Origin of the sequence: Paludibacterium purpuratum (assembly GCF_004363805.1) — a bacterium.
Lineage (GTDB): Bacteria > Pseudomonadota > Gammaproteobacteria > Burkholderiales > Chromobacteriaceae > Paludibacterium > Paludibacterium purpuratum.
Genome location: NZ_SNZP01000002.1, coordinates 114,785 through 137,412, shown reverse-complemented (window position 1 = coordinate 137,412; position 22,628 = coordinate 114,785). Strand labels below are relative to the sequence as shown.

At 62.8% G+C, this 22,628-nt stretch carries 20 protein-coding genes; 6 read left to right on the top strand and 14 right to left on the bottom strand.

All coding sequences use genetic code 11. The features are described 5' to 3' along the window. Window positions 1-849 carry a 3-hydroxybutyryl-CoA dehydrogenase gene (locus tag DFP86_RS02615; protein WP_133678451.1) on the bottom strand — a complete coding sequence of 283 codons (849 nt, stop codon included), beginning with the start codon at window positions 847-849 and terminating at the stop codon, window positions 1-3. A gap of 118 nt (window positions 850-967) precedes the next feature. On the opposite strand from DFP86_RS02615, the gene DFP86_RS02610 reads away from it, so the two are divergent. Next, window positions 968-2,137 (top strand): acetyl-CoA C-acyltransferase, encoded by a 1,170-nt coding sequence (locus DFP86_RS02610; protein WP_133678450.1) that lies wholly within the window; start codon window positions 968-970, stop codon window positions 2,135-2,137. 49 nt (window positions 2,138-2,186) lie between these two features. On the opposite strand, the gene DFP86_RS02605 is transcribed toward DFP86_RS02610, so the two are convergent. The 3 genes from DFP86_RS02605 to DFP86_RS02595 form a co-directional block, all read right to left on the bottom strand. Continuing rightward, entirely contained in the window at window positions 2,187-2,984 is a 798-nt protein-coding gene (locus DFP86_RS02605; RefSeq protein WP_133678449.1) for a helix-turn-helix transcriptional regulator, read from the bottom strand. Between the two features lie 5 nt (window positions 2,985-2,989). Further along, complete coding sequence (locus DFP86_RS02600) at window positions 2,990-3,535, bottom strand: YbhB/YbcL family Raf kinase inhibitor-like protein (protein WP_133678448.1); 546 nt, start codon at window positions 3,533-3,535, stop codon at window positions 2,990-2,992. A gap of 90 nt (window positions 3,536-3,625) precedes the next feature. Continuing rightward, the gene (locus DFP86_RS02595) at window positions 3,626-4,453 is read right to left on the bottom strand and encodes an alpha/beta fold hydrolase (protein WP_133678447.1); all 828 of its coding nucleotides are present in this window, start codon (window positions 4,451-4,453) and stop codon (window positions 3,626-3,628) included. Window positions 4,454-4,590: 137 nt separating this feature from the next. On the opposite strand from DFP86_RS02595, the gene dsbD reads away from it, so the two are divergent. Both dsbD and DFP86_RS02585 read left to right on the top strand, forming a co-directional pair. Continuing rightward, the gene (dsbD, locus tag DFP86_RS02590; RefSeq protein ID WP_133678446.1) at window positions 4,591-6,348 is read left to right on the top strand and encodes a protein-disulfide reductase DsbD; all 1,758 of its coding nucleotides are present in this window, start codon (window positions 4,591-4,593) and stop codon (window positions 6,346-6,348) included. A 40-nt stretch (window positions 6,349-6,388) separates the two neighbouring features. Next, window positions 6,389-7,462: an AI-2E family transporter gene (locus DFP86_RS02585; protein ID WP_133678445.1), complete on the top strand. Its 1,074-nt coding sequence runs from the start codon at window positions 6,389-6,391 to the stop codon at window positions 7,460-7,462. Between the two features lie 37 nt (window positions 7,463-7,499). On the opposite strand, the gene DFP86_RS02580 is transcribed toward DFP86_RS02585, so the two are convergent. The 5 genes from DFP86_RS02580 to panS all read right to left on the bottom strand — a co-directional run bounded on the left by DFP86_RS02580 (window position 7,500) and on the right by panS (window position 12,889). Next, complete coding sequence (locus DFP86_RS02580) at window positions 7,500-8,846, bottom strand: MgtC/SapB family protein (RefSeq protein ID WP_243729286.1); 1,347 nt, start codon at window positions 8,844-8,846, stop codon at window positions 7,500-7,502. 11 nt (window positions 8,847-8,857) lie between these two features. After that, the gene (gene dxs, locus DFP86_RS02575; RefSeq protein ID WP_133678444.1) at window positions 8,858-10,711 is read right to left on the bottom strand and encodes a 1-deoxy-D-xylulose-5-phosphate synthase; all 1,854 of its coding nucleotides are present in this window, start codon (window positions 10,709-10,711) and stop codon (window positions 8,858-8,860) included. A 20-nt stretch (window positions 10,712-10,731) separates the two neighbouring features. Continuing rightward, entirely contained in the window at window positions 10,732-11,628 is an 897-nt protein-coding gene (locus DFP86_RS02570) for a polyprenyl synthetase family protein (RefSeq protein WP_133678443.1), read from the bottom strand. Continuing rightward, entirely contained in the window at window positions 11,618-11,851 is a 234-nt protein-coding gene (locus DFP86_RS02565; RefSeq protein ID WP_133678442.1) for an exodeoxyribonuclease VII small subunit, read from the bottom strand. Before DFP86_RS02565 ends, DFP86_RS02570 begins: the two co-directional genes overlap by 11 nt. 111 nt (window positions 11,852-11,962) lie before the next feature. Further along, window positions 11,963-12,889 (bottom strand): ketopantoate/pantoate/pantothenate transporter PanS, encoded by a 927-nt coding sequence (panS, locus tag DFP86_RS02560; protein WP_133678441.1) that lies wholly within the window; start codon window positions 12,887-12,889, stop codon window positions 11,963-11,965. 182 nt (window positions 12,890-13,071) lie between these two features. Between panS and DFP86_RS02555 the strand changes: the two genes are divergently transcribed. The 3 genes from DFP86_RS02555 to yiaY all read left to right on the top strand — a co-directional run bounded on the left by DFP86_RS02555 (window position 13,072) and on the right by yiaY (window position 18,138). Next, window positions 13,072-13,896 carry an SDR family oxidoreductase gene (locus tag DFP86_RS02555; RefSeq protein ID WP_133678440.1) on the top strand — a complete coding sequence of 275 codons (825 nt, stop codon included), beginning with the start codon at window positions 13,072-13,074 and terminating at the stop codon, window positions 13,894-13,896. Between the two features lie 80 nt (window positions 13,897-13,976). Further along, the gene (locus DFP86_RS02550; protein ID WP_133678439.1) at window positions 13,977-16,790 is read left to right on the top strand and encodes a valine--tRNA ligase; all 2,814 of its coding nucleotides are present in this window, start codon (window positions 13,977-13,979) and stop codon (window positions 16,788-16,790) included. 214 nt (window positions 16,791-17,004) lie between these two features. Beyond that, a complete protein-coding gene (gene yiaY / locus DFP86_RS02545) occupies window positions 17,005-18,138 on the top strand; it encodes an L-threonine dehydrogenase (protein WP_133678438.1) in 1,134 nt (377 codons plus the stop codon). A gap of 12 nt (window positions 18,139-18,150) precedes the next feature. Here the strand turns inward: yiaY and DFP86_RS02540 are convergent, their stop codons facing one another. The 5 genes from DFP86_RS02540 to trxB all read right to left on the bottom strand — a co-directional run bounded on the left by DFP86_RS02540 (window position 18,151) and on the right by trxB (window position 22,537). Then, window positions 18,151-18,984 carry an alpha/beta hydrolase gene (locus DFP86_RS02540; RefSeq protein WP_133678437.1) on the bottom strand — a complete coding sequence of 278 codons (834 nt, stop codon included), beginning with the start codon at window positions 18,982-18,984 and terminating at the stop codon, window positions 18,151-18,153. Next, window positions 18,981-20,384, bottom strand: coding sequence for a PhoH family protein (locus DFP86_RS02535; protein WP_133678436.1), 1,404 nt, complete (start codon window positions 20,382-20,384; stop codon window positions 18,981-18,983). Before DFP86_RS02535 ends, DFP86_RS02540 begins: the two co-directional genes overlap by 4 nt. Window positions 20,385-20,459: 75 nt before the next feature. Then, window positions 20,460-20,912 (bottom strand): peroxiredoxin, encoded by a 453-nt coding sequence (locus DFP86_RS02530; RefSeq protein WP_133678435.1) that lies wholly within the window; start codon window positions 20,910-20,912, stop codon window positions 20,460-20,462. Window positions 20,913-21,002: 90 nt separating this feature from the next. Beyond that, window positions 21,003-21,575 (bottom strand): Smr/MutS family protein, encoded by a 573-nt coding sequence (locus DFP86_RS02525; RefSeq protein WP_133678434.1) that lies wholly within the window; start codon window positions 21,573-21,575, stop codon window positions 21,003-21,005. 5 nt (window positions 21,576-21,580) lie between these two features. Further along, window positions 21,581-22,537 (bottom strand): thioredoxin-disulfide reductase, encoded by a 957-nt coding sequence (gene trxB / locus DFP86_RS02520; protein WP_133678433.1) that lies wholly within the window; start codon window positions 22,535-22,537, stop codon window positions 21,581-21,583. Window positions 22,538-22,628: the final 91 nt, after the last annotated feature.

The window sequence follows — 22,628 nt, the reverse complement described above, 5'->3', positions numbered from 1 at the left end:
TCAGTAGATGTAGAAGCCCTGTCCGCTCTTCTTGCCAAGCCGTCCGGCGGCAACCATTTGCGTCAGGAGTGGGCAGGCGCGGTATTTGCTGTCACGGAATTCGCGGTAAAGCACGTCCATGATCGAGAGGCAAGTGTCGAGGCCGATCAAGTCGGCCAATGCCAACGGGCCCATCGGGTGGTTCATGCCGAGCTTCATGACGGTGTCGATGTCTTCCGCGTTGGCGACGCGCTCGTACAGTGCGAATGCCGCCTCGTTGATCATCGGCATCAGGATTCGGTTGGAGACGAAACCCGGTGCGTCCATGACCGTCACCGGCGTCTTGCCCGCCTGGCGAGCCAGCGTCATCACCGCTTGCCAGACGGCATCCGAGGTGGCTAGGCCGCGTATGACCTCCACGAGCGGCATCAGCGGTACCGGATTCATGAAATGCATGCCGATCACCTGTGCCGGGCGTCGGGTCCAAGCCGCGATGCGGGTCAGCGGAATCGACGAGGTGTTGGAGGCCAGAATAGTGTCCGGCGGGCAATGGTGGTCGAGATCCTGGAAGATTTGCCGCTTGATGGCCTCGTTCTCGCTGGCGGCCTCGATCACGATCTGGCGATCGGCCAATTCCGACAGTGCACCGGCCGGGTACAGGCGGTCGAGGGTGGCGGTTTTGTCCGCTTGGCTGATCGCCCCTTTTTGGCAAAAACGTTCCAGGCTGGCGGCGATCTTGCTCAGTGCGGTGTCGACGGCACTGGCAGAGACGTCGGTCAGGGCGACTTGACAGCCGCTGGCGGCCAGGACCTGGGCTATGCCGTGGCCCATGGTGCCGGCGCCGACAACGGCGATGCGTTCTAGCTTCATCGGGCGGTTCCTTGTGCTGGTGCTGATGCGCTAACCATAGCGTAACGTTTACGTTAACGTCAATTAAGTCTATGATCGATGCATGGCAATATCACCCACCAATTGAAGGAGCACGGTAATGCATGACGATGCAATCGTAATTGTCGGTATGGCGCGCACCCCGATCGCCGGCTTGCAGGGCGATCTTGCTCATTTATCCGCCGGCGAACTGGGCGCCGCGGCGATCCGTGCCGCGGTGGCGCGCGCCGGTTTGAGCGCCGATAGCGTCGAGGAGGTCATCATGGGCAATGTGCTCGGGGCGGGGCAGGGGCAGGCTCCGGCGCGCCAGGCGGCGCTCAAGGGCGGGCTGCCCGAGGCGACGGCCTGCCTGACCATCAACAAGATGTGCGGCTCGGGTATGAAGGCGGTGATGCTGGCGCACGATCAGTTATGCGCCGGCTCGGCCAGCGTGATGGTGGCCGGCGGTATGGAGAGCATGAGCCGCGCACCCTACTTGATACCCAAGGCACGCACCGGCCTACGTCTCGGTCATGGCGAACTGAAGGACCATATGTTTCTCGACGGGCTGGAGGACGCCTACGACAAGGGCCAGCTGATGGGGGTGTTCGCCGAGCAATGCGCGGCGCACTACGGCTTTAGCCGTGCCGAACAGGATGCTTATGCGCTGGAGTCGCTGGCGCGCGCGCAAACTGCGATCCAGAGCGGTGCGTTCGCCGCCGAAATCGTGACGGTCGGCGACGATAAGCCGGTGGTGCAGGACGAACAGCCGCTTAAAGCGCGGGCGGACAAGATCCCGCTGCTCAAACCGGCTTTCCAGAAAGACGGCACCGTCACGGCGGCCAATGCCAGTTCGATCTCCGACGGTGCGGCGGCGCTGGTGCTGATGTCGCAAGGCGAGGCGGTGCGCCGCGGACTCAAACCGCTGGCGCGCATCGTCGGCCACGCCACGCACGCTCAGGCGCCTGCCTGGTTCACCACCGCACCGGTCGGCGCGATGAAAAAGCTGCTGGCACGCATCGGCTGGTCGGTGGGCGAGGTGGACTTGTTCGAGGTGAACGAGGCGTTCGCGGTGGTGGCGCTGGCGGCCATGCGCGAATTGGATCTGCCGCATGCCAAGCTCAATATTCGCGGCGGCGCCTGCGCACTGGGGCACCCGATCGGCGCTTCCGGCGCGCGCATTCTGGTGACGCTGATCTCGGCGCTGATGCAGACTGGCGGCCGACGCGGCGTGGCCAGTCTGTGCATCGGTGGCGGCGAAGCCACGGCGATGGCGGTGGAGCTGCTTTAACTGCCCGGCCGTAGGGTGCGTTCGCGAAGCAACGCACCAAACCGCTAAGCTATACGGTTTGGCGTAAGTCGCGCGGCGATAGGCCGAAGCGCTGGCGGAAGCGCACGGCAAAGCGCGAGGCGGAGGCATAGCCGCTTTGCGCGGCGATCTCGCCGATAGGTAGGCGTGAACTTTGCAGCGCCTGCAGCGCGTGATTCATACGGACTTCGTCGAGAATGTCGCGGAATTGCCGGCCTTCGCGCGCCAGATGGCGGCGTAGCGTGGAGGTGCCGAGATGCAATTGCTGCGCCACGCCGGCCGCCTCCCAGTCGGCTGCCGGGTTTTGTAGCAATAGTTGCTGGATGCGTGCACTGAGCGCGTCGTCGCGTCCGCGCAAGAGCCAGGCGGCGTTGCCTGCCAGCGCCAACGCCAGCAGCACACCTTCGACGTGATGTTGTAAGAGCGGCGCCGGGGCGTCGGTCGCCAGCGCGGCGAGCAGAAGCGCCCAGGCGCCGGCGCTATGCGCATCGAGTTCGACGCACAGACCGTTCGGTCGCTGGACGGGTAGCGATGCGCCGAGTCGCTGTCGAAAGTGTTGCAGCCAATCCTCGGGTAGCGAGACCAGGTCGGCCAGATAGCCTTGCGGTCCCGGCTGGTTGATTACCCCCAGTTCAACGCCGGCGGGCATGAGGACTAATTGCCCGGCCCCCGCCTGTTGGATGCGTCCTTGCCATTGCACCTGTTTGCAGCCATGTCGGACATGGCAGAGTGCCGGCGTCAGGATCGACACTCTGTGCAGAACTTGCATCCGGCGCGCGGCCACTTGGCCGCGCGATACGCGAATTTCCCGATAGACGGCGGCCTGCATGCGATTTAGCGTCCGTAGCGCGCGGTAATGGACGTCGATGCCAAGGCGTGTGCGCGCAGGAAAAAGCCGACCATCGCGCCGCTGGCGTTTTCATCCACCCCCAGCTTGTCGACATCCAGTGCCCAGACGGTGAATTGGTAGCGGTGCGGTTTATCGCCTACCGGCGGGCAGGCGCCGCCGAAGCCCTGCGTGCCGAAATCGGTGCGCCCTTGGTGCGCGCCGGTCGGCAGTGCGCCGCCCGGATTGCCGGCGCCGGCCGCCAGCGCTTGAGTGTCGGCCGGCAGGTCGAACACCGTCCAGTGCCACCAGCCGCTGCCGGTGGGCGCATCCGGGTCGTAAACCGTCACGGCGAAGCTGCGGGTGTTGGCCGGCGCGCCATGCCAGCTTAGCTGCGGCGACTGGTTGTCGCCGTGGCAGCCAAAGCCATTGAATACTTGTGCCTGGCTGAGCGTTTTGCCATTGGACAAGGCGTTACTCTCGAGGACGAAACGTTCTGCCTGGGCGCTCAAAGGCAGGGCGAGCAGCGTAGCGAGCAGCAAGGGGTATTTCATTTTGGTCTCCGGTTGAGGTCGTACAGCCAGTCTATGCCGTGCCAGAATGTATTATTGTGCCAAAGCGCTCGATTTTTGTCCTGGCTTGCTCTATTTCGGGCGGTCTGTGCTAGTGTCGACGCCTGCCCCCGTCTCTATGGCAGTGAAGGCGAGGCGAATTCGTTCGGCCGTGCTCAGCGGTTGTTCTAGAGGAAACAGGTGACTGCCGGGATGGCTACCGACAGTCAGGCCGAGCCGATCGCGCACATAGTGCTGATCGCGGGCGGTGAGCACCGGGTGCTCGCCGGCGGCGAGATAAATGCCCGGCACGCGGTTGTTGTCTGCGCAATGGGCGATGTCGTGCGGCAGGGTGACGTAGATGCGGTGCTCGATCGTCGGGTGAAATTTCAGTTGCCGTCCGCCCTGGCCATCGTCCACGGTACCGTGGCGCGCGTAGTCCCACAGGCAATCGGGATCGAAGCGGGCGAACATCGGTTTGCGGCCGAAGTATTCGTGCACCATCTCGGTCGAGGCCCAGCAGTTGCGGCGTTTGAGTGTATTGCCACCGGGGGTGATTCGGTCGATGAAGCCGGCGCGCTTGGCGAACCAGATAGTCAGGGCGCGCCAGCGGGAAAACAGCGGCGAATCCAAGATCGCGAGGCCCTTGAATAGATCGGGTCGGCGCACGGCGGCGTATAGCACCAGAATGCCGCCCAGCGAATGCCCCACCGCCCAGACCGGCCCCACCCCTAGTCGTTCGACGGAGGCGATGGTTTGATCCACCAGGCGTGGCCAGCAGTCGGTGATCGGGTACGCAGGGTCGTGGCCGATGCAATCGGTGTAGCTGACGGTGTAGTGCTCTGACAGCGCACCCAGCATTTTGTGATAAACACTGGCGGGGAAGCTGTTTGCATGGGCAAAATAGAGGTGGTCTGTCATAGTCTACAGTGTATGTATCAAACGTTTGACATAGTAACGGAATTTGTCATTGTCATGAAAGCATCGGAAATGGTTGTCAGGGAACCGCTCGGTGCAGAATCAGTCCATTCCGGCCGCTCTTCGATAAAAGGCCCTGCATGAAATACCGTCATCTTTTCTGGTTCGTCCCGCTGATCCTGCTGTCGCTGATCCTGGTGTGCCGCCCGGCGGCGGCATTGTCTCCAAACGATCTGTTGCGGCCGGAGAAGGCGTTCGCCACTTCGGTGCAGCGTGCGGGCGATCAACTGATTCTGACTCTGAATGTCGCCGATGGTTATTACGTCTACCGCGACCGCATGCAGCTCGCCAGCGACCCGGCCGGCCTGCTGGAGCCCGTGCGTTTTCCCGCCGGCACGGTCAAGAACGACCCGTATTTCGGTACCCAGGTGATTTTCGAGCATCAGAACCGTATTGTCGTTCCGCTCAAGCCGGGGGCGCCCGAGCGTTTTTCCCTATCGGTGCGGTTGCAGGGGTGCGCCAAAGTCGGCGTCTGCTATCCGCCCTATACGCGTAAGCTGATCGTGGGTGAGGGGGCCGCCGGGGCTTGGACCACCGCCTGGCAAGGGGCGGCGCCGACGCCCGCGGGCGCGCCGGCCCAAACCTTACCGCTGACGCTTCTTGCTTTTTTTGCCGCCGGCATCGGCATGGCGTTCACCGCCTGTATGTATCCGTTGCTGCCGATCCTGACTTCGCTGATTGCCGGACAGGGCGCGACGTTGACGCGCCGCCGCGGCTTCTCCCTGGCCTTCGCCTACGTTCAGGGGCTGGCGCTGACCTATACTGCCGTAGGCGTCGTCGCCGGGTTGACCGGGGCGCTCTTGACCGTCTGGCTGCAGCGGCCGGAGGTGGTGCTGACGGCCAGTGCGCTGATGGTGCTGTTGGCGCTGTCGATGTTTGGCCTGTTCTCCATTCAACTGCCCTCGGCGCTGCAGTCGCGCCTGGCGGCATCGGCCAACCGCCTGCCGGGTGGGCGGCTGCTGTCGGTTGCACTGATGGGGGCGGTGTCTGCGCTGATCATCGGCCCGTGCGTGGCGCCGCCGTTGGCGCTGGCGCTCGGCTATATTGGCAGCACGGGCGATGCCTGGCTCGGCGGATTGGCGTTGTACCTGATGGCTCTCGGACTTGGATTGCCGCTGCTGTTGATCGGCACCTTCGGCGGTCATGTGCTGCCGCGCGCCGGCCGCTGGATGAATGCGGTCAAATCGGTGTTCGGCGTGGTCATGCTGGCTGCGGCGATCTCGATGGCTGCGCCGTTCCTGCCTGGCGGGGCGGTGTTGGCGTTGTGGGGCATGCTGCTCGTCGGCTCGGCGGTGTTCCTGCGGGCTTTCGACGGGCTGTCGCCCAACGCGCATGGCCTGGCGCGCCTGGGCAAGGCGTTGGGGTTGGTGCTTTTCCTGGTCGGCGCGGCCGAGTTGTTCGGCGCCTTGGCCGGCGAGAAGGATCCGCGTTATCCGCTGTCCTGGTTGATGGGGCGGCCGGCCGAAGCCGCGGCCGAACTGCCGCCGTTCGTACCGGTCGGCGATGTGCAGGCGCTGGATCGGCAACTTGGTGCGCAGTCGGGACGGCCGGCGATTCTCGATTTCTATGCCGACTGGTGTGTCAGTTGCAAGGAAATGGATGACACTACTTGGCGCGATGCCGGCTTGCGCGCCCAACTAACCGGTTTCACCCTGCTGCGCGCCGATGTCACGCAAAACAGTGCCGCGCATGCCGGCCTGCTAAGCCGCTTCGGCCTGTACGGCCCACCGGGTATCATCCTGTTCGATGCCAGTGGGCACGAGCGCGACCGGATTATCGGTTATATCGATGCCGCGGCACTGAAGCGCCGGTTGGCGGTGGTGCAATCGGCCGGCTGACGCCGGCGTCAACGATCATGGAATCCCCCGAGGAGAATCGATGCTTGCCAAGGGTTTGTCGAATGTGAGTGTCATGGGCGTGATGCGCGTGGCAGTGGTGTTGTTGCTGGTGTTTGCCTGCTATCGCATCATCCAGCCGTTTCTCGGTGCCTTGATCTGGGCGGTGATCATCGCCGTTTCGGTCTGGCCGGGCTACAACTGGCTGGTGTTGAAGCTAGGCAATCGCAGGCAGCTGGCGGCGCTGGTGATGATCGGCGCCATCGCACTGGCCATCGCGGCACCGATCGCGCTGATGATCCTGTCGCTGAGCGATCTGTGGCCGTTTCTCAGCCAGGTGGCGCGCGGGCTGACCGGCTATCATCTGCCCGATCCGCCTGCCTGGCTGCTATCGCTACCGGCCATTGGCGAACCGCTGGGCCAGATCTGGCGCGGGGCGCAAAGCGACCTGCCGGCAATGCTCGGCAAGTTGATGCCGGCCATCAACCGCGGCGCGCTATGGTCGCTGTCCTATGGCGCGCAACTGGCGCTGAGCCTATTGGAGATCGTTCTGGCGCTGGTCGTGGCCGGACTGCTGCTGATCAATGGCGAGCACGCCTGGCGCGTGGCCGAGAATACCATCGTGAAGCTGGGGGGCGCGCCGGCGACCGAACTGCCGGAAGTGGTATCGCGCACCATCCGCGGCGTGACCACCGGCGTCATCGGTACCGCGCTGGTTCAGACGCTGCTGTGCGTGATCGGTCTGGTGATCGCCGGCGTACCGGCACCGGTGGTATTGGGCTTTCTGTGCTTCATGCTGGCGGTGGCGCAATTGCCGACGCTGCTGGTATGGCTGCCGGCCGCGGCATGGGTCTTCTATACCGGGCACAACGGCCTGGCGCTGTTTCTGGCGCTGTGGGGTTTCCTGCTGGTCAATACCATCGACAATTTCATCAAGCCGATGGTGATTAGCCAAGGCGCCAAGCTCCCGTTGTCGCTGATCTTCATCGGCGTCATCGGCGGCCTGCTGGCTTGGGGCATGATCGGCCTGTTCATCGGCCCGACATTGCTCGCGGTCGGTTATACCCTGTTCGTCTACTGGCTGCGCGGCGACGAAACCCTGCCGCCGGGGGTCTGACTGGTGTCGGAATGGCGCGTTGCTTCGCCAACGCGCCCTACGAGAGCCATCCCATGTGCAGCGCCAGAGTGCCCAGCGTCAGTCCGGCGAAGATCGAGACGAAGGTGGGCAAGCAGCGCAACGCCAGCGGCTTGCCGCCCAGCGAAAAAATCAAGCCGATCTTGAATAGCGCATTGGCACCGACCGCCAGCGCAATGGCAGTCGCGCACGGTACGGCCTCGAAACGCTGCTGAGCGAACAGGTTGAGCACGGTCAGCACGATGGCGTCGACCTCGTTGGCGCCGGAGATCACCGCCACGGTATAGACGCCTGAGCGGCCGAACTCGGCGTTCAGCCAGGCGGAGCAGACCAGAATCACGGCGAAGGCGGCGGCGAAACTCAATGCCAGTTTGAGGTCGGCCGGGTTGGTTAGGGCGATCTTCTGCTGGCCTTCCTGGCCTTTCCCTCGATGGTGACGCGCCAAGGTGAGCGCCAATCCGAGTAACAGCCCGGGTGCCATGACCAGTCCGACAGCGGGCAGCGCCGCCGGTGCCAACGCGGCGGTGAACAACATCATGCGCAGATTCAGCACCAAATTGGCCAACTGGATGACGGTACTGGCGCGCTGCTCGGCGCCGGGGTCGGCGCGTACCTGGCGAGAGTAGATCAGACTGGTGACGGTGGATGAAACCAGGCCGCCCAGTACACCCAAGAGCGGGGCGCCGACCCGATCGCCGAACAGCCGAACCGATAAGTAACCGACTTGGCCCAGACCAACGATCATGACCACCATCAACCAGACGTTATGCGGGTTGAGTGCGGCGTAAGGGCCAATGGCGCGATTGGGTAGAAGCGGCAGGATAATGAAGCTCAACGCGCCGAACTGCAGCAGCGAGTACAGATCGCGCCGCTCCAGTTTTTGCATGATGCCGGTCAGCTCCGGCTTCAGGTACAACAGGCCGGTGACCAGAATTGCGCTGGCGACCGCCAGTGGCGCGTAGCCATAGGCGACCATGACGCCCAGGCAGTATGTGACTAGGAAGGCGGCGATGGTCGTGGTGTGCGGGTCGCTGCTGTCGTCGACGCTGTGCACGCCGGGCAGGAATCCGAAGGAGGCCAGAACCAGCAAGCCGGCGATCGGAAAGGCCGGCGCGTTCAGATGTTGGCCGATCAGCGCGCACAGGGTGCCGAGCAGCGCGCCGAGCGGAAAGGTGCGGATGCCGGCCATCACATGCCGTTTTCGCTCGCGTTCGATGCCGACCAGTAGGCCGATACCCAGGCTGATCAGGATGATGGGGAGCGACTCGAAGCTCGTGCCCTTGAGGTTGAACCAGCCCGACAGGTCGAAACCGCCCATTGCCTTCTCCCCCGCGATGCGCCGCCGGTCGGTGCCGGCGGTCAGCATGGTTGATTTTTTTAGAGTGTCTCGAGCCGCTTCTGGATGGCGGTGGCGATGCCGTTGGCGTCGAGGCCGCAACCGGCGAGCAGAACGGCCGGGTCGCCATGTTCAATATAGCAATCTGGCAGCCCGAGTTGCAGTACCGGTTTATTCAGCCCCAGTTCCGCCATGGCTTCGGCGCAGGCCGAGCCGGCGCCGCCCATGATAGCGTTCTCCTCCACGGTGACCACCAGGTCGTGGCGCGCTGCCAGTTGCGCGATCAACGCGCGATCCAGCGGCTTGACGAAGCGCATGTCGGCGACGCTGGCGTCCATGCCCTCTGCCGCGGCCAGCGCCGGGGCGACCATGCTACCGAACGCCAGAATGGCCACGCGCCCCAGGCCTTCGCGCCGCAAAACGCCGCGGCCGATGGGGAGGGCGCGCATCACGCTGTCGATGGGCGTGCCTGGGCCAGTGCCGCGCGGGTAGCGCACGGCACTTGGCGTGTCCAGGCTGTAGGCGGTGTAGAGCAGTTGGCGGCACTCGTTCTCGTCCGATGGCGTCATCACCGTGATGTTGGGGATGCAGCGCAGGTAGGAGATGTCGAATGCGCCGGCATGTGTCGGGCCGTCGGCACCGACCAGACCGGCGCGGTCGATGGCGAACACCACCGGCAGGTTTTGTAGCGCCACGTCGTGGATCAGTTGATCGTAGGCGCGCTGCAGGAAGGTCGAGTAAATGGCCACCACAGGCTTGATGCCGTCGCAAGCCAAGCCGGCGGCAAAGGTGACCGCATGCTGTTCGGCGATGCCCACGTCGAAGTAGCGCTCGGGGTATTCCTTGGCGAAACGCACCAGGCCGGAACCCTCGCGCATGGCAGGCGTAATGCCGACCAGCCGCTTATCGAGCGCCGCCATATCGCACAGCCAGTCGCCGAAGATCTGGGTGTAGGCCGGTTTGCCATCCTTCTTGCCGCCGGCCAGGCCGTTGGCCGGATCGAACCGGGTCACGCCGTGATAGGCGACCGGGTCGTTCTCCGCCAGTTTGTAGCCCTGTCCCTTCTTGGTGACGATGTGCAGGAACTGCGGACCATGCAAATTCTTGATGTTGCCGAGCATATCGACCAGTGCGGAGAGGTCGTGACCGTCGATCGGACCGAGATAGTTGAAGCCGAACTCCTCGAACAGCGTGCCCGGCGTGAACATGCCCTTGACGTGTTCTTCCACCTTGCTGGCGATTTCCTTCATCGGCGGTACCATGCCGAGCACCTTGCTCGACCCGCTGCGCATCGCGGAGTAGAAGCGGCCGGACAGCAGCTTGGAGAAGTAGTGATTGAGCGCGCCGACGTTGGGCGAGATCGACATATCGTTGTCGTTGAGCACCACCAGCAGATCGACATCCATGTCGCCGGCGTTGTTGAGTGCTTCGAAAGCCATGCCGGCGGTCATCGCGCCGTCGCCAATAACAGCGATGCTCTTGCGATCGATGCCTTGCTGCTTGGCGGCGACCGCCATGCCGAGCGCCGCGCCGATCGAGGTCGACGAGTGGCCGACGCCGAAAGTGTCGTATTCGGACTCTTCGCGTTTGGGGAACCCGGCCAGTCCGCCTTGCTGACGCATGGTATGCATGCGGGCCTTGCGGTCGGTCAGGATCTTGTGCGGGTAGGTCTGATGGCCGACATCCCAGACCAGCCGGTCGTTGGGCGTGTCGAACACATAATGCAGCGCGATGGTCAGCTCGATGCTGCCAAGGTTGGAGGCCAGGTGGCCGCCGGTCTTGCTGACCGATTCCAATAAGAAGGCGCGCAGTTCGCTGGCTAACTGCGGCAGTTGCTGGCGCGACAGCTTCTTAAGGTCGGCAGGGGTATCGATGGTGTCAAGCAACGGGTACATGTTCGATCAATCCGAATGCGTTAGAACGAGCGGGCGACGACGTAGTCGGCCAGCGCCCTGAGGCGTTGCGCGTCCGGGCCGAAGTCTTCGAGTGCGGCGAAGGCGTCGTCGCGCAGTTCGCACGCAAAGCGCTTGGCTTCTGAGAAGCCCATCAAGCTGACATAGGTCGGCTTGTCGTTGGCGGCGTCTTTGCCGGCGGTCTTGCCTAGCGTGTTGGTGTCGGCTTCGCAGTCGAGCACGTCGTCGACGACCTGGAAGGCTAGGCCGATGCACTTGGCGAAGTGGTCGAGGCGTGCTTGCCGGTCGGCATCCAGTACACGGCCCGCGCGGGCGCCGAGCAGTACCGACGCGCGAATCAGTGCGCCGGTTTTCAGCATGTGCATGTATTCCAGTTCCGGCAATGTCAACTGTCGACCCACGCTATCCAGGTCGATCGCCTGGCCGCCGACCATGCCGGCATGACCCGAGGCGTGCCCCAGGGTGGCGAGCATGGCCAACTGCGCCGTGGCTTCCACCCCCTCCAGCGGTGTGGCCAGCAGTTCGAAGGCCCGCGCCTGCAGGGCATCGCCGACCAAGAGCGCGTTGGCTTCGCCGAAAGCGATATGGCAGGTGGGCTTGCCGCGACGTAGGACATCGTTGTCCATGCACGGCATATCGTCGTGCACCAACGAATAGGCATGGATCATTTCCACTGCCGAACCGATGCGTAGCAGGTTGTCCTGACGCGCACCGGTGAGCTCGCCCGCGGCGCAAACCAGTAGCGGCCGGACGCGCTTGCCGCCTTCCAGCGTGGCGTAGCGCATGGCCTGGTGCAGGTCGCAAGGCGCGCTGGCGGTTTGCGGCAGAAGCGTCTCCAGCGTGCGCTCGATCTGCTGCTGGATGTCGGTCATCCAGCCGAGGAACGGATCAGCCGCCATTTTTTAGCTCCAGCGGCTTGAGTTGGCCTTCTTCCAGCACCTTGAGCTGATTCTCGGCGTCCGACAGTTTACCCTGGCAGAACTTGAGCAGCTCGATACCGTCTTTGTAGGCGGTCAGTGCGCCATCGAGCGGCATTTCGCCGCCCTCCATCGCCTGAATGATGCTTTCCAGTTCGGCCAAGGCCGATTCGAAGCTCTCCGGCGTCTTGGCGGATTTGGCCATGCGGGGATCCCTTGTGCGCGAATGTGTAGGTCCCATCGGTGCCAGGCACGGATGGGAAACGGCATATTTTATGCTCATCCACTGAGCAGTGCCAGATAACAACGATGACTTTTATCCTCTGGTATCGGCGACCATGGCCGGGCGCGCCGGCCGGGTGCGCCAGTAGCCCGCCAGAAGCGAGCCGGACAGGTTGTGCCAGACCGAGAACAAGGCGCCAGGAAGGGCGGCCAATACCGAGAAATAGGTCTTGCCCAGTTGTGCCGCCAGCCCCGAGTTTTGCATGCCGACCTCGATGGCCAGCGTGCGGCATACCGACTCGTCGAAGCCCAATAGCCGCGCGCCCCAATAGCCGCAGATGAGGCCGATGGCGTTGTGCAGTATGACGGCCAACATGATCAACGGGCCGACGGTGGCGATATGTCGTTGACTGCCGGCGACGATGGCGGCGATCAGTAGCACGATGGCGGTCATCGACAAGAGCGGTAGCGCGCCTTCGACGCGGCGCACCAACGGCGCTGCGAAACGGTGCGCCAGTACGCCGAGCGCGATCGGCAGGATCACCACCTGCAGGATGCCGACGAACATGCCGATTTCGTCCACCTTGATCGAGGCGTCGATATAGAGCCGGGTCAGCAGCGGGGTGGCGAACACCCCTGCCAGTGTCGATAGCGCCGAAATCGTGACCGACAGCGCCACGTCGCCGCCGGCCAAGTAAATGATGACGTTGGAGGCGGTGCCGCTGGCCACGCTACCGACCAGCACCATGCCGGCAGTCAATTGCGGGGGCAGCTGGAAGCCGCGCGCCAACGCCCAGGCGGCCAGCGGCATCACCAGGTAATGGAGGCCGAGGCCAGCCAAGACCGGCGCGGGGCGTTGCAATACGCGGCGGAAGTCCGCGGCGGTCAGCGTCAGGCCCATGCCAAACATGATGATGCCGAGCATCAGGCCGGTATGCGGCAGGATCGGCGTGAAGTGCGCCGGAAAGAAATAGGCCACGGTCGACAGCAAAATGGCCCATAACGGGAACAGTCGGATCATGTGGCATCCTCGCGAATGAACTGAAGTCTAATATGATATCGGTATTATTTCTTGTCAAAATCCGCCTGCTCTTGCGGTGGCCGCAGGGGCGGGCTGGCCAGGATGATGCCTCTACGCTCATAATCGGTCAAAAATCGCCGACCGCTCGTCGGCGCTCTTGTTGACGAAAATCTACGCTCCCCATGAAAAAAACCATTCTGATTACCGGTTGTTCCAGTGGCATAGGTTATCACTGCGCCAAGACGTTGCAGGCCCGCGGCTGGCATGTGTTGGCCAGCTGTCGGCGCGAGGAGGACGTCATGCGCTTACGGGCGGAAGGCTTGACCTGCCTGCAGATCGACGTCGCCGATGCCGAGTCGGTGCGGCTGGGCGTAGAAGCCGCCCTGGCCGAGGCCGGCGGCCGGCTCGATGCGCTATTCAACAACGCTGGATACGGCCAACCCGGAGCCGCCGAGGACATCGACCGCGATGCGTTGCGCGCGCAGTTCGAGACCAATCTGTTCGGCGCCTGGGAGCTGACCCGCCTGTTGCTGCCGATCATGCGCCGGCAGGGCGGCGGTCGCATTCTGTTCAATAGCTCGATCCTTGGTTTCGCCGCGATGCGCTACCGTGCGGCGTACAATGCCAGCAAATATGCCATCGAGGGCCTGTGCGATACCCTGCGACAAGAGCTGGCAGGCAGCGGCGTGCACGTGACGCTGATCGAGCCCGGGCCGATCAGCTCGCGCTTTCGCGATAATGCGCTACAGCATTTCCTGGCGCGCGTGGATCATGAGAACAGCGCACATTGCCAAGCTTACCAGGGACAGCTGGCGCGTCTGCGCAAGGAAGGTGCGGCGACGCCCTTTACCCTCGGGCCGGACGCCGTGACCGAAGCGGTCTGGCGTGCGCTCAATGCCCGCCGTCCGGCCGCACGCTACCGCGTGACCTTCCCGACGCGGCTGTTCTGGTATCTCAAGCGTTTGCTACCCACCGCCTGGCTCGACTGGATTTCCTTGCGAGCCTAGGGCCAAACGGCTCGGCGGCAATAGGGCAATCAGGTTATAATCGACCCATTTTTCCGAATTTCCTACGCATACTAGCCATCATGGAACTTGCCAAAAGCTTCGAACCGGGCGATATCGAGCGCCGGTGGTATCAACACTGGGAACAGGCCGGCTATTTTCAGCCGAACATGGACCTCTCCCGCCCGTCTTTCTGCATTCAGTTGCCGCCGCCCAATGTGACCGGCACTTTGCACATGGGGCACGCCTTCAATCAGACCATCATGGACGGTCTGACGCGTTACTACCGCATGCGCGGGCATAACACTACCTGGATTCCGGGTACCGACCACGCCGGCATCGCCACGCAGATCGTGGTCGAGCGCCAATTGGGCGAGCAGGGCGTGTCGCGTCACGATCTGGGTCGCGATGCCTTTATCGACAAGGTGTGGGACTGGAAGGGCGTGTCCGGCGGCACCATCACCTCGCAGATGCGCCGCGTCGGCTGCTCGGTCGACTGGTCGCGCGAATACTTCACCATGGACGACACTCGCGCCGAGGTGGTGACCGAAGTGTTCGTGCGCCTGTTCGAACAAGGCCTGATCTATCGCGGCAAGCGCCTGGTCAACTGGGATCCGAAGCTCGGCACCGCCGTGTCCGATCTCGAAGTCGAGTCGGTGGAGGAAGATGGCCACATGTGGCACATCCGCTATCCGGTGGTGGGTAGCGCCGACGCGATCGTGGTGGCCACCACGCGCCCGGAAACCATGCTGGGCGACGTGGCGGTGGCGGTGAGTCCGACCGACGAGCGTTACGCCCACTTGATCGGCAAGATGCTCGAGTTGCCGCTGACGGGCCGCCAGATCCCGCTGATCGCCGACGAATATGTCGACGCCGCCTTCGGCACCGGCTGCGTCAAGATCACCCCGGCGCACGATTTCAACGATTATCAGGTCGGCAAGCGTCACGATACGCGCTTGATCAATGTGCTCAATCTCGATGCCACGCTGCGCGCGCGCGCCGAGGTATGGGGCTTCGAAGGCGAACAGTTCGACGCGATCGACCTGCCGGCGGCTTATGCCGGCCTGGACACGCAAAAAGCGCGTAAAGCGCTGGTGGCGGATCTGCAGGCGCAGGGCTATTTGGTGGAAGTCAAACCGCACAAGCTGATGGTGCCGCGCGGCGACCGCACCGGTTCGGTGATCGAGCCCATGTTGACCGACCAGTGGTTCGTGGCCATGAGCCGCGTCGGCAAGGATGACGCTACCGGCAAGTCGATCGCCGAGAAGGCCATCGACGCGGTCGCAAGCGGCCAGGTGCGCTTCGTGCCCGAGCAGTGGGTCAATACCTACAACCAGTGGATGAACAATATCCAAGACTGGTGCATTTCGCGCCAACTGTGGTGGGGACACCAGATCCCGGCTTGGTACGACGCCGACGGCAAGGTCTATGTGGCACGCGACGAGGCGGCGGCCTTGGCGCTGTCCGGCGGTAAGCCGTTGACGCGCGACGACGACGTGCTCGATACCTGGTTCTCTTCCGCGCTGGTACCGTTCTCCACCCTGGGCTGGCCGGCCGACACCGACGAGCTCAAGGCTTTCCTGCCGTCCAACGTGCTGGTCACCGGTTACGAGATCATCTTCTTCTGGGTGGCGCGGATGATCATGATGACCACGCACTTCCTCGGCAAGGTGCCGTTCAAGGACGTGTACATCCATGGCATCGTGCGCGATCACGAAGGCAAGAAGATGTCCAAGTCCGAGGGCAATGTGATCGACCCGGTGGATCTGATCGACGGCATCGGCTTGGAACGTTTGGTGGAAAAACGCACCACCGGCCTGCGCCGCCCGGAAAAGGCGCCGCAGATCGCCACCGCCACCAAAAAGCTGTTCCCGGAAGGCATTCCGGCCTACGGTACCGACGCGCTGCGCTTCACCATGGCCAGCTACGCCTCGCTCGGTCGTTCGGTCAACTTCGACTTCAAGCGCTGCGAGGGCTACCGCAACTTCTGCAACAAGCTGTGGAACGCCACCCGCTTCGCCATGATGAACCTGGAAGGGCGCGACTGCGGCCAGGATGAATCGCTGCCGCTGGCATTCAGCTTCGTCGACCGCTGGATCATCGGCCGTCTGCAGCAGGCCGAGATCGAAGTCACCGAGGCGCTGGATACCTACCGCTTCGACTTGGCGGCCCAGGCGATCTACGAGTTCATCTGGAACGAATACTGCGACTGGTATTTGGAACTGGCCAAGGTGCAATTGCAACAGGGCAGCGAGGCGGAGCAGCGCGCTACGCGCCGCACCCTGGTACGGGTACTGGAAGTGGCGCTGCGCCTGACGCACCCGATCATGCCGTTCATTACCGAGGAACTGTGGCAGACCGTGGCGCCGCTGGCCAACGCCCGCACGACCGAGTCGATCATGCTGGCCGGTTGGCCGCTGGCCCAGCCCGAGAAGATCGATGCCGACGCCAATGCGCGCATGGTCGAATTCAAGGACCTGGTGGGCGCCGTGCGCAACCTGCGCGGCGAGATGGGGCTGTCGCCGGCGCAGAAGGCACCGCTGTTCGTCGAAGGCACGGCCGCGCTGGCCGATTTCCTGCCGTACCTGAAGCCGCTGGCCAAGCTGTCGGATGCCTGCCTGGTCGAGCAACTGCCGCAAGACGATGCGCCGGTGGCCATCAGCAACGGCGCGCGCATGATGCTCAAGGTGGAAATCGACCGCGCGGCGGAGCAGGCCCGACTGTCCAAGGATCTGACCAAGACCGAGGCCGAATACGCCAAGCTGATGGCCAAGCTGGAAAAGCCAGGCTATGTCGACCGTGCGCCGGCGCATTTGGTCGAACGCGACCGCGCGCAGCAGGCCGAGTTGGAAGCTCGGTTGAGCAAAGTGCGCGAGCAATTGGCCAAGCTTGGCTGAACGTTCGAGTGATTGAAAAAAACCGATCCGCGTGCGGATCGGTTTTTTTTTGGGAGTCCCGTTCTCGTTCCCGTAGAAGCGGCTGTCGCCGCGATGCCTTTTTCTCAATGCGTGCAGGATGATTTGCGCAAATATAGTTTGATGTGAAGCAAAGTTTCCGTGAGCGGGTCATGCAAAATGAATGAGCACCTTCTCTCACAACAGGAGTAACAGTATGGCTGGCTCTGTATTCTATATTCCCTCGATCAACCTGATTGGCGCTGGCTGCCTGAATGACGCCATCGACCGCATGGTCGATCTCGGTTTCAAGCGGGCTCTGGTGGTGACCGACAGCAATCCTCCGCTGTTGAAGCTTTGCCAGCGTATGGTCGAACGGCTTGGCGATCAGGGGATCGTCTGTGCGGTATACGACGGCGTCAAACCTAATCCCACTACCCATAACGTCGAGGCGGGCTTGGCCGTGTGGCGCCAGCATCAAGCCGATGTGGTGATTTCTTTCGGCGGGGGTTCGCCGCATGATTGTGCCAAAGGGATCGCGCTAGTCGCGGCCAATGGCGGCAAGATCGAAGATTATGAGGGTTTGGATAAGTCCGCCAAGCCGCAGCTGCCACTAGTGGCGGTCAATACCACCGCCGGCACTGCCAGCGAAATGACCCGTTTCTGCATCATTACCGACGAGTCGCGCCATGTGAAGATGGCCATCGTCGATAAACACACCACACCGATCATGTCGGTCAACGATCCTGACTTGATGGTCGGCATGCCTCCCTCGCTGACCGCCGCGACCGGCATGGATGCGTTGACCCATGCGGTGGAGGCCTATGTTTCGATCGCAGCGACCCCGATCACCGATGCTTGCGCCTTGCAAGCGGTCTCGCTGATCGGACGCCATTTACGTCATGCGGTGGACGACGGCAGCGATATCGAAGCGCGCGAGCAGATGGTTTATGCCCAGTTCTTGGCCGGCATGGCTTTCAACAATGCTTCGTTGGGCTATGTGCATGCCATGGCGCACCAGTTGGGCGGTTTTTACGATCTGCCGCACGGGGTTTGCAATGCGGTGCTGTTGCCGCATGTCCAGGCTTATAACAGCCAGGCGGCGGCCGACCGCCTGGCACAAATCGGCCAGGCTTTGCAGCCGGGCGCAAAGAGTGCGACCGAGGCCCTTCAGGCCATTCGCCTGCTGTCTGTCGATGTCGGCATTCCCAAGGGCTTGGCCGAGTTGGGGGTGAAGAGCGCGGATATTCCGCTCTTGGCCAGCAATGCGCTGAAGGATGCCTGCGGGCTGACCAATCCGGTGCGGGCCAGCCAAGCGGATATCGAGCGGATTTTCCTCGCGGCCATGTAGCCGTTCGACGCCCTATACGTCTTGCATGGATGCGTAGGGCGTTTCCCCCGAATACGCCGCTTGCGGCAACCAGTCGGCAATCCGCTCAGCACACTGTTGCCAGTGCGTGTCCAACATCGTCATATGTCCCATGGCCGGCAGGGTTTCTGCTTGGACGCCGAGGTGGCGCGCCGTGGTTTTCACATCGTCGTCGTGGATCAAGGCATCGCCGGCGGCGCCGAGCACCAACGCCGGCGGTCGGTGTATCCGGCCGATGGTCAGGGGATTGACCAGTGTCATATCGAGCACGGCGCGTTGACTTTCGGGTTGGCTATGACGGATCAGCCACTCGATATCGTCGTCCGGCGTATCGGCCGAGAAGAGCAGGGCCCGCAACTCGTCGAAGTCCGGGTTGTACTGGCCGTGTTGGTACAGGTTCAGCTTGATGAATAGCGACGGCGCGCCGGCCAAGAGCCGGAGGCTGGAGGCGGCGAGACCGGTGGGCGGTACCGAGGCGAGCAATACCACACCAGGCAACGTTGCGTGGCGCAGGTATTGCTGCACAACATAGCCACCCATCGAGTGGGCAATGACCACTGGCGGCGTGTCGAGTTGGCGGATGGCCCAGGCCAGATTCTTGCGATAGTCGTCGATGCCGATGGCCGGTAGATAACGCCGGCCTTCGCTGTTGCCGTGGCCCTCCAGGCTCAGTGCCCAGCATTCGTAGCCTTGGCGCGCAAACCAGGGCAGGAAGTGCGGCTGCCAGCACCAGGCGCCGCAGAATGCGCCATGAACGAACAAAAGGGGCGGCGCATGCCGCGCCGTCCCTTGTGCCGGTAGGTGAATCAGCTCGAGCTTCGGCGTCACAGCACTTCGGCCGCGTGATCGGCCAGGCGCGAGCGTTCACCGCGTTGCAGCGTGATGTGTCCCGAGTGCTCCCAGCCCTTGAAGCGGTCGACGACATAGGTCAGACCGGAACTGCCTTCGGTCAGGTAGGGCGTGTCGATCTGCGAGATGTTGCCCAGGCAGACCACCTTGGTGCCGGGGCCGGCACGGGTGATCAGCGTCTTCATCTGCTTCGGTGTCAGGTTTTGCGCCTCGTCGATGATCAGATACTTGTTGAGGAAGGTACGGCCGCGCATGAAGTTCAGGCTCTTGACCTTGATGCGCGAGCGGATCAGGTCGCGCGTGGCGGCGCGGCCCCAGTCGCCGCCGTCGTCGTCGGTCTTGTTGAGCACATCCAGGTTATCTTCCAACGCACCCATCCAAGGCGCCATCTTCTCTTCTTCGGTGCCGGGCAAAAAGCCGATGTCCTCGCCGACCGGCACGGTGACGCGGGTCATGATGATTTCGCTATAGATCTTCTGTTCCAGCGTCATCGCCAGTCCCGCGGCCAGCGTCAGCAGGGTTTTACCGGTGCCTGCCTGGCCGAGCAGGGTGATGAAGTCGATCTCCGGATTCATCAGTAGGTTGAGCGCAAAGTTCTGTTCGCGGTTGCGCGCGGTGATGCCCCAGACATTGTTTTTGCTGTGGGAGTAGTCCTTGAGGGTTTCCAGCACCGCATCCTTGCCGGTGAGGCTCACCACCCGCGCCGCGAGCGGCGATTCGCCTTCCTGCCACAGCATCTGATTGACGTGTAGCCCCGCAGTGTCCGGTCCGCGCAGTTGGTAATAGCTACGGCCCTTGTCCTGCCAGGACTTCATATCCTTGCCGTTGCGCTCCCAGAAGCTGCCGTCGATTTCGCGCGTGCCGTTGTACAGGATGTCGGTGTCTTCCAGTACTTTATCGTTGAAGTAGTCTTCAGCCGATAGGCCAAGCGCACGCGCCTTGATGCGCATGTTGATATCTTTGGATACCAGAATGACCGGGCGATCCGGGTGCAGGTCGCGCAAGGCGGCGACGATGCCGAGAATCTGGTTGTCGGCTTTGCCGACCGGCAGCGAGGGGGGCAGGACGCTGTGGATGGCCTGGGTTTGCAGGATCAGTTTGCCGCTGGCGGCATTCTTGCTCGGCGCCTTGAGCGCGATGCCGGATTCGATGTGCGCCTCGATGCCGCTGACGATTTCGTCGAGGAAACGGCTGGCCTGACGGGCGTTTCGGGCAACTTCGGACATGCCCTTTTTGTGCTCGTCGAGTTCTTCGAGGGTAATGATGGGGATGAAAACGTCGTGCTCTTCGAAGCGGAATAAACAGGTGGGGTCGTGCAGCAGGACGTTGGTATCGAGAACAAACAGTTTGACGCTCTTGTTTTTCTTGCGGCTTGCCATGATGGATATCCCCTTTTAGCTTCTTGATCCAGCCGGGTGCCGGCACGCGGCGCCCGGCATCGGGCACTGCCTGGTTTACAGCGACTCGACGACGGCCAGAACCTCCTCTGCGTGGCCGGGTACCTTGACGCCGCGCCATACGCGCGCCACCCGACCATCGGCGCCGATGACGAAGGTGCTGCGCTCGATGCCTTGCACCTTTTTACCGTACATGTTTTTGGTTTTGATGACGTCGAATAGCCGGCAGACGGTTTCCTCGCTATCGGACAATAGTTCGAACGGCAGCGAGAACTTTGCCTTGAAATTCTCGTGCGACTTCAGGCTGTCGCGCGAAATGCCGACGATCTCAGCGCCTTTGGCCTGAAAGGCCGGATACAGATCGCGGAACGCGATGCTTTCCGTGGTGCAGCCCGGGGTGTTGTCCTTGGGGTAGAAGTAGATCACCAGGGGACGGGTGGCGCTCGCCAGTGTGAAAGTCTTGCCTGCAGTGGCGGGCAGGGTGAAGTCGGGGCAAAGCTCGTCTTGCATAAACACTCCAGTTGAATCCGTGGTTATCCGCATCGTGCCGTGGTCGCATCCTTGCCTTGCTTAAGATTAGCATGAAGTCGGGATGAATAATCAATCCGTCATCGTGCGCAGCAATACCAACAGCGCGCCGCCGTCGTTGCTGTCGCTCCACGCAAGGACATCCGGGTGGTGGGTCAGCCAGGTCCGGGTCATGCGCTTGAGTATCGGTTCGCCGTGCGAACCGATGCCGCGGCCATGAATGATGCGTACGCATTGCCCGATACGGCGCGCTCGGTGCAGAAATACCGTCAGTCGGTCCTGCGCCTGGTAACGGTCCAGCCCGTGCAGATCCAATTCGGCGCAGACCGGCCAATGAAAGGCGCGCAACTTGCGCAAGGTGGCGGCTTGCATGCCGGCGCGCACGAAGTGGTTGAGGTTGTCCGCCGGCTCGAACCAGCCGACATGTTGCGGATGACGTGCATCGGGCATGCCTTGCGGTCGTTTCTTCGGGTGCGGGCTGGGACGGGGCGGAACGAAATGCACGCGATCATCGGCCGGCATCGGCGTGACGTCGCGCATCTGGCGCTGGAAGTCGAGATCCGGTTCGGGTGCGGGCGCCGCCGCGACCGGCTTGGCGGCCGGTCGCGGCGGTAGGCTCCGCAGCTTGTCCTTGAGCGACTTCAAACCATTTACTTCAGTTGGTCGAGATAGCGCTCGGCGTCGAGGGCGGCTTGGCAGCCGGATGCGGCGCTGGTCACCGCCTGACGGTAGATATGATCCTGCACGTCGCCGGCGGCGAATACGCCGGCGATGTTGGTGGCGGTGGCGTTACCGGCATTGCCGCCCTGGGTGATCACATAACCGGTACCGTCCATTTCCAGTTGGCCCTTGAAGATCTCGGTATTGGGCCGGTGGCCGATGGCGATGAAAACGCCGGACAGGCTCAAGTCTTCGGTTTTTTGGTCGATAACCGACTTGATGCGGGCGCCGGTCACGCCGCTGTCGTCGCCTAGCACTTCATCCAGTACCGCATGCAGCTTGAGGCTGATCTTGCCTTCGGCCACGCGCTCGTGGAGTTTGTCGACCATGATCTTCTCGGCGCGGAAGGCGTCGCGGCGATGGATCAGGGTAACGTGGCGCGCGATGTTGGCCAGATACAGCGCTTCTTCGACCGCTGTGTTGCCGCCGCCGACCACGGCGACGTCCTGGTTGCGGTAGAAGAAGCCGTCGCAGGTGGCGCAGCCGGACACGCCGCGGCCCATGAAGGACTCTTCCGACGGCAGACCGAGATATTGGGCCGAGGCGCCGGTGGCGATGATCAGCGCGTCGCAAGTATAGCTACCGGCATCGCCGATCAGACGAATCGGTTTTTCGTTCAAGTGGGCGGTGTGGATATGGTCGAAAATGATCTCGGTGCCGAAGCGCTCGGCATGACGCTGGAAACGGGCCATCAGTTCCGGGCCCTGCACGCCGTCGGCATCGGCGGGCCAGTTGTCGACTTCGGTGGTGGTCATCAGTTGGCCGCCTTGCGCCATGCCGGTGATCATGACCGGTTGCAGGTTGGCGCGCGCGGCATAAACGGCGGCGGTATAACCGGCCGGACCGGAGCCGAGAATCAAAAGGCGGTGGTGACGGGATTGGGTCATCGTGGTTTTCCTGTTGCAGTTTTAGTATGTGTCAGGGGTATTTTAGCAGTTCAGCCATGACAGCAGTTAGCGGGCCATCTACACTTGGCCT

Coding starts and splice junctions, on each gene's coding strand:
- DFP86_RS02615 (WP_133678451.1), bottom strand. CDS start 849: ATGAAGCTAGAACGCATCGCCGTTGTCGGCGCCGGCACCATGGGCCAC.
- DFP86_RS02610 (WP_133678450.1), top strand. CDS start 968: ATGCATGACGATGCAATCGTAATTGTCGGTATGGCGCGCACCCCGATC.
- DFP86_RS02605 (WP_133678449.1), bottom strand. CDS start 2,984: ATGCAGGCCGCCGTCTATCGGGAAATTCGCGTATCGCGCGGCCAAGTG.
- DFP86_RS02600 (WP_133678448.1), bottom strand. CDS start 3,535: ATGAAATACCCCTTGCTGCTCGCTACGCTGCTCGCCCTGCCTTTGAGC.
- DFP86_RS02595 (WP_133678447.1), bottom strand. CDS start 4,453: ATGACAGACCACCTCTATTTTGCCCATGCAAACAGCTTCCCCGCCAGT.
- dsbD (WP_133678446.1), top strand. CDS start 4,591: ATGAAATACCGTCATCTTTTCTGGTTCGTCCCGCTGATCCTGCTGTCG.
- DFP86_RS02585 (WP_133678445.1), top strand. CDS start 6,389: ATGCTTGCCAAGGGTTTGTCGAATGTGAGTGTCATGGGCGTGATGCGC.
- DFP86_RS02580 (WP_243729286.1), bottom strand. CDS start 8,846: ATGCTGACCGCCGGCACCGACCGGCGGCGCATCGCGGGGGAGAAGGCA.
- dxs (WP_133678444.1), bottom strand. CDS start 10,711: ATGTACCCGTTGCTTGACACCATCGATACCCCTGCCGACCTTAAGAAG.
- DFP86_RS02570 (WP_133678443.1), bottom strand. CDS start 11,628: ATGGCGGCTGATCCGTTCCTCGGCTGGATGACCGACATCCAGCAGCAG.
- DFP86_RS02565 (WP_133678442.1), bottom strand. CDS start 11,851: ATGGCCAAATCCGCCAAGACGCCGGAGAGCTTCGAATCGGCCTTGGCC.
- panS (WP_133678441.1), bottom strand. CDS start 12,889: ATGATCCGACTGTTCCCGTTATGGGCCATTTTGCTGTCGACCGTGGCC.
- DFP86_RS02555 (WP_133678440.1), top strand. CDS start 13,072: ATGAAAAAAACCATTCTGATTACCGGTTGTTCCAGTGGCATAGGTTAT.
- DFP86_RS02550 (WP_133678439.1), top strand. CDS start 13,977: ATGGAACTTGCCAAAAGCTTCGAACCGGGCGATATCGAGCGCCGGTGG.
- yiaY (WP_133678438.1), top strand. CDS start 17,005: ATGGCTGGCTCTGTATTCTATATTCCCTCGATCAACCTGATTGGCGCT.
- DFP86_RS02535 (WP_133678436.1), bottom strand. CDS start 20,384: ATGGCAAGCCGCAAGAAAAACAAGAGCGTCAAACTGTTTGTTCTCGAT.
- DFP86_RS02530 (WP_133678435.1), bottom strand. CDS start 20,912: ATGCAAGACGAGCTTTGCCCCGACTTCACCCTGCCCGCCACTGCAGGC.
- trxB (WP_133678433.1), bottom strand. CDS start 22,537: ATGACCCAATCCCGTCACCACCGCCTTTTGATTCTCGGCTCCGGTCCG.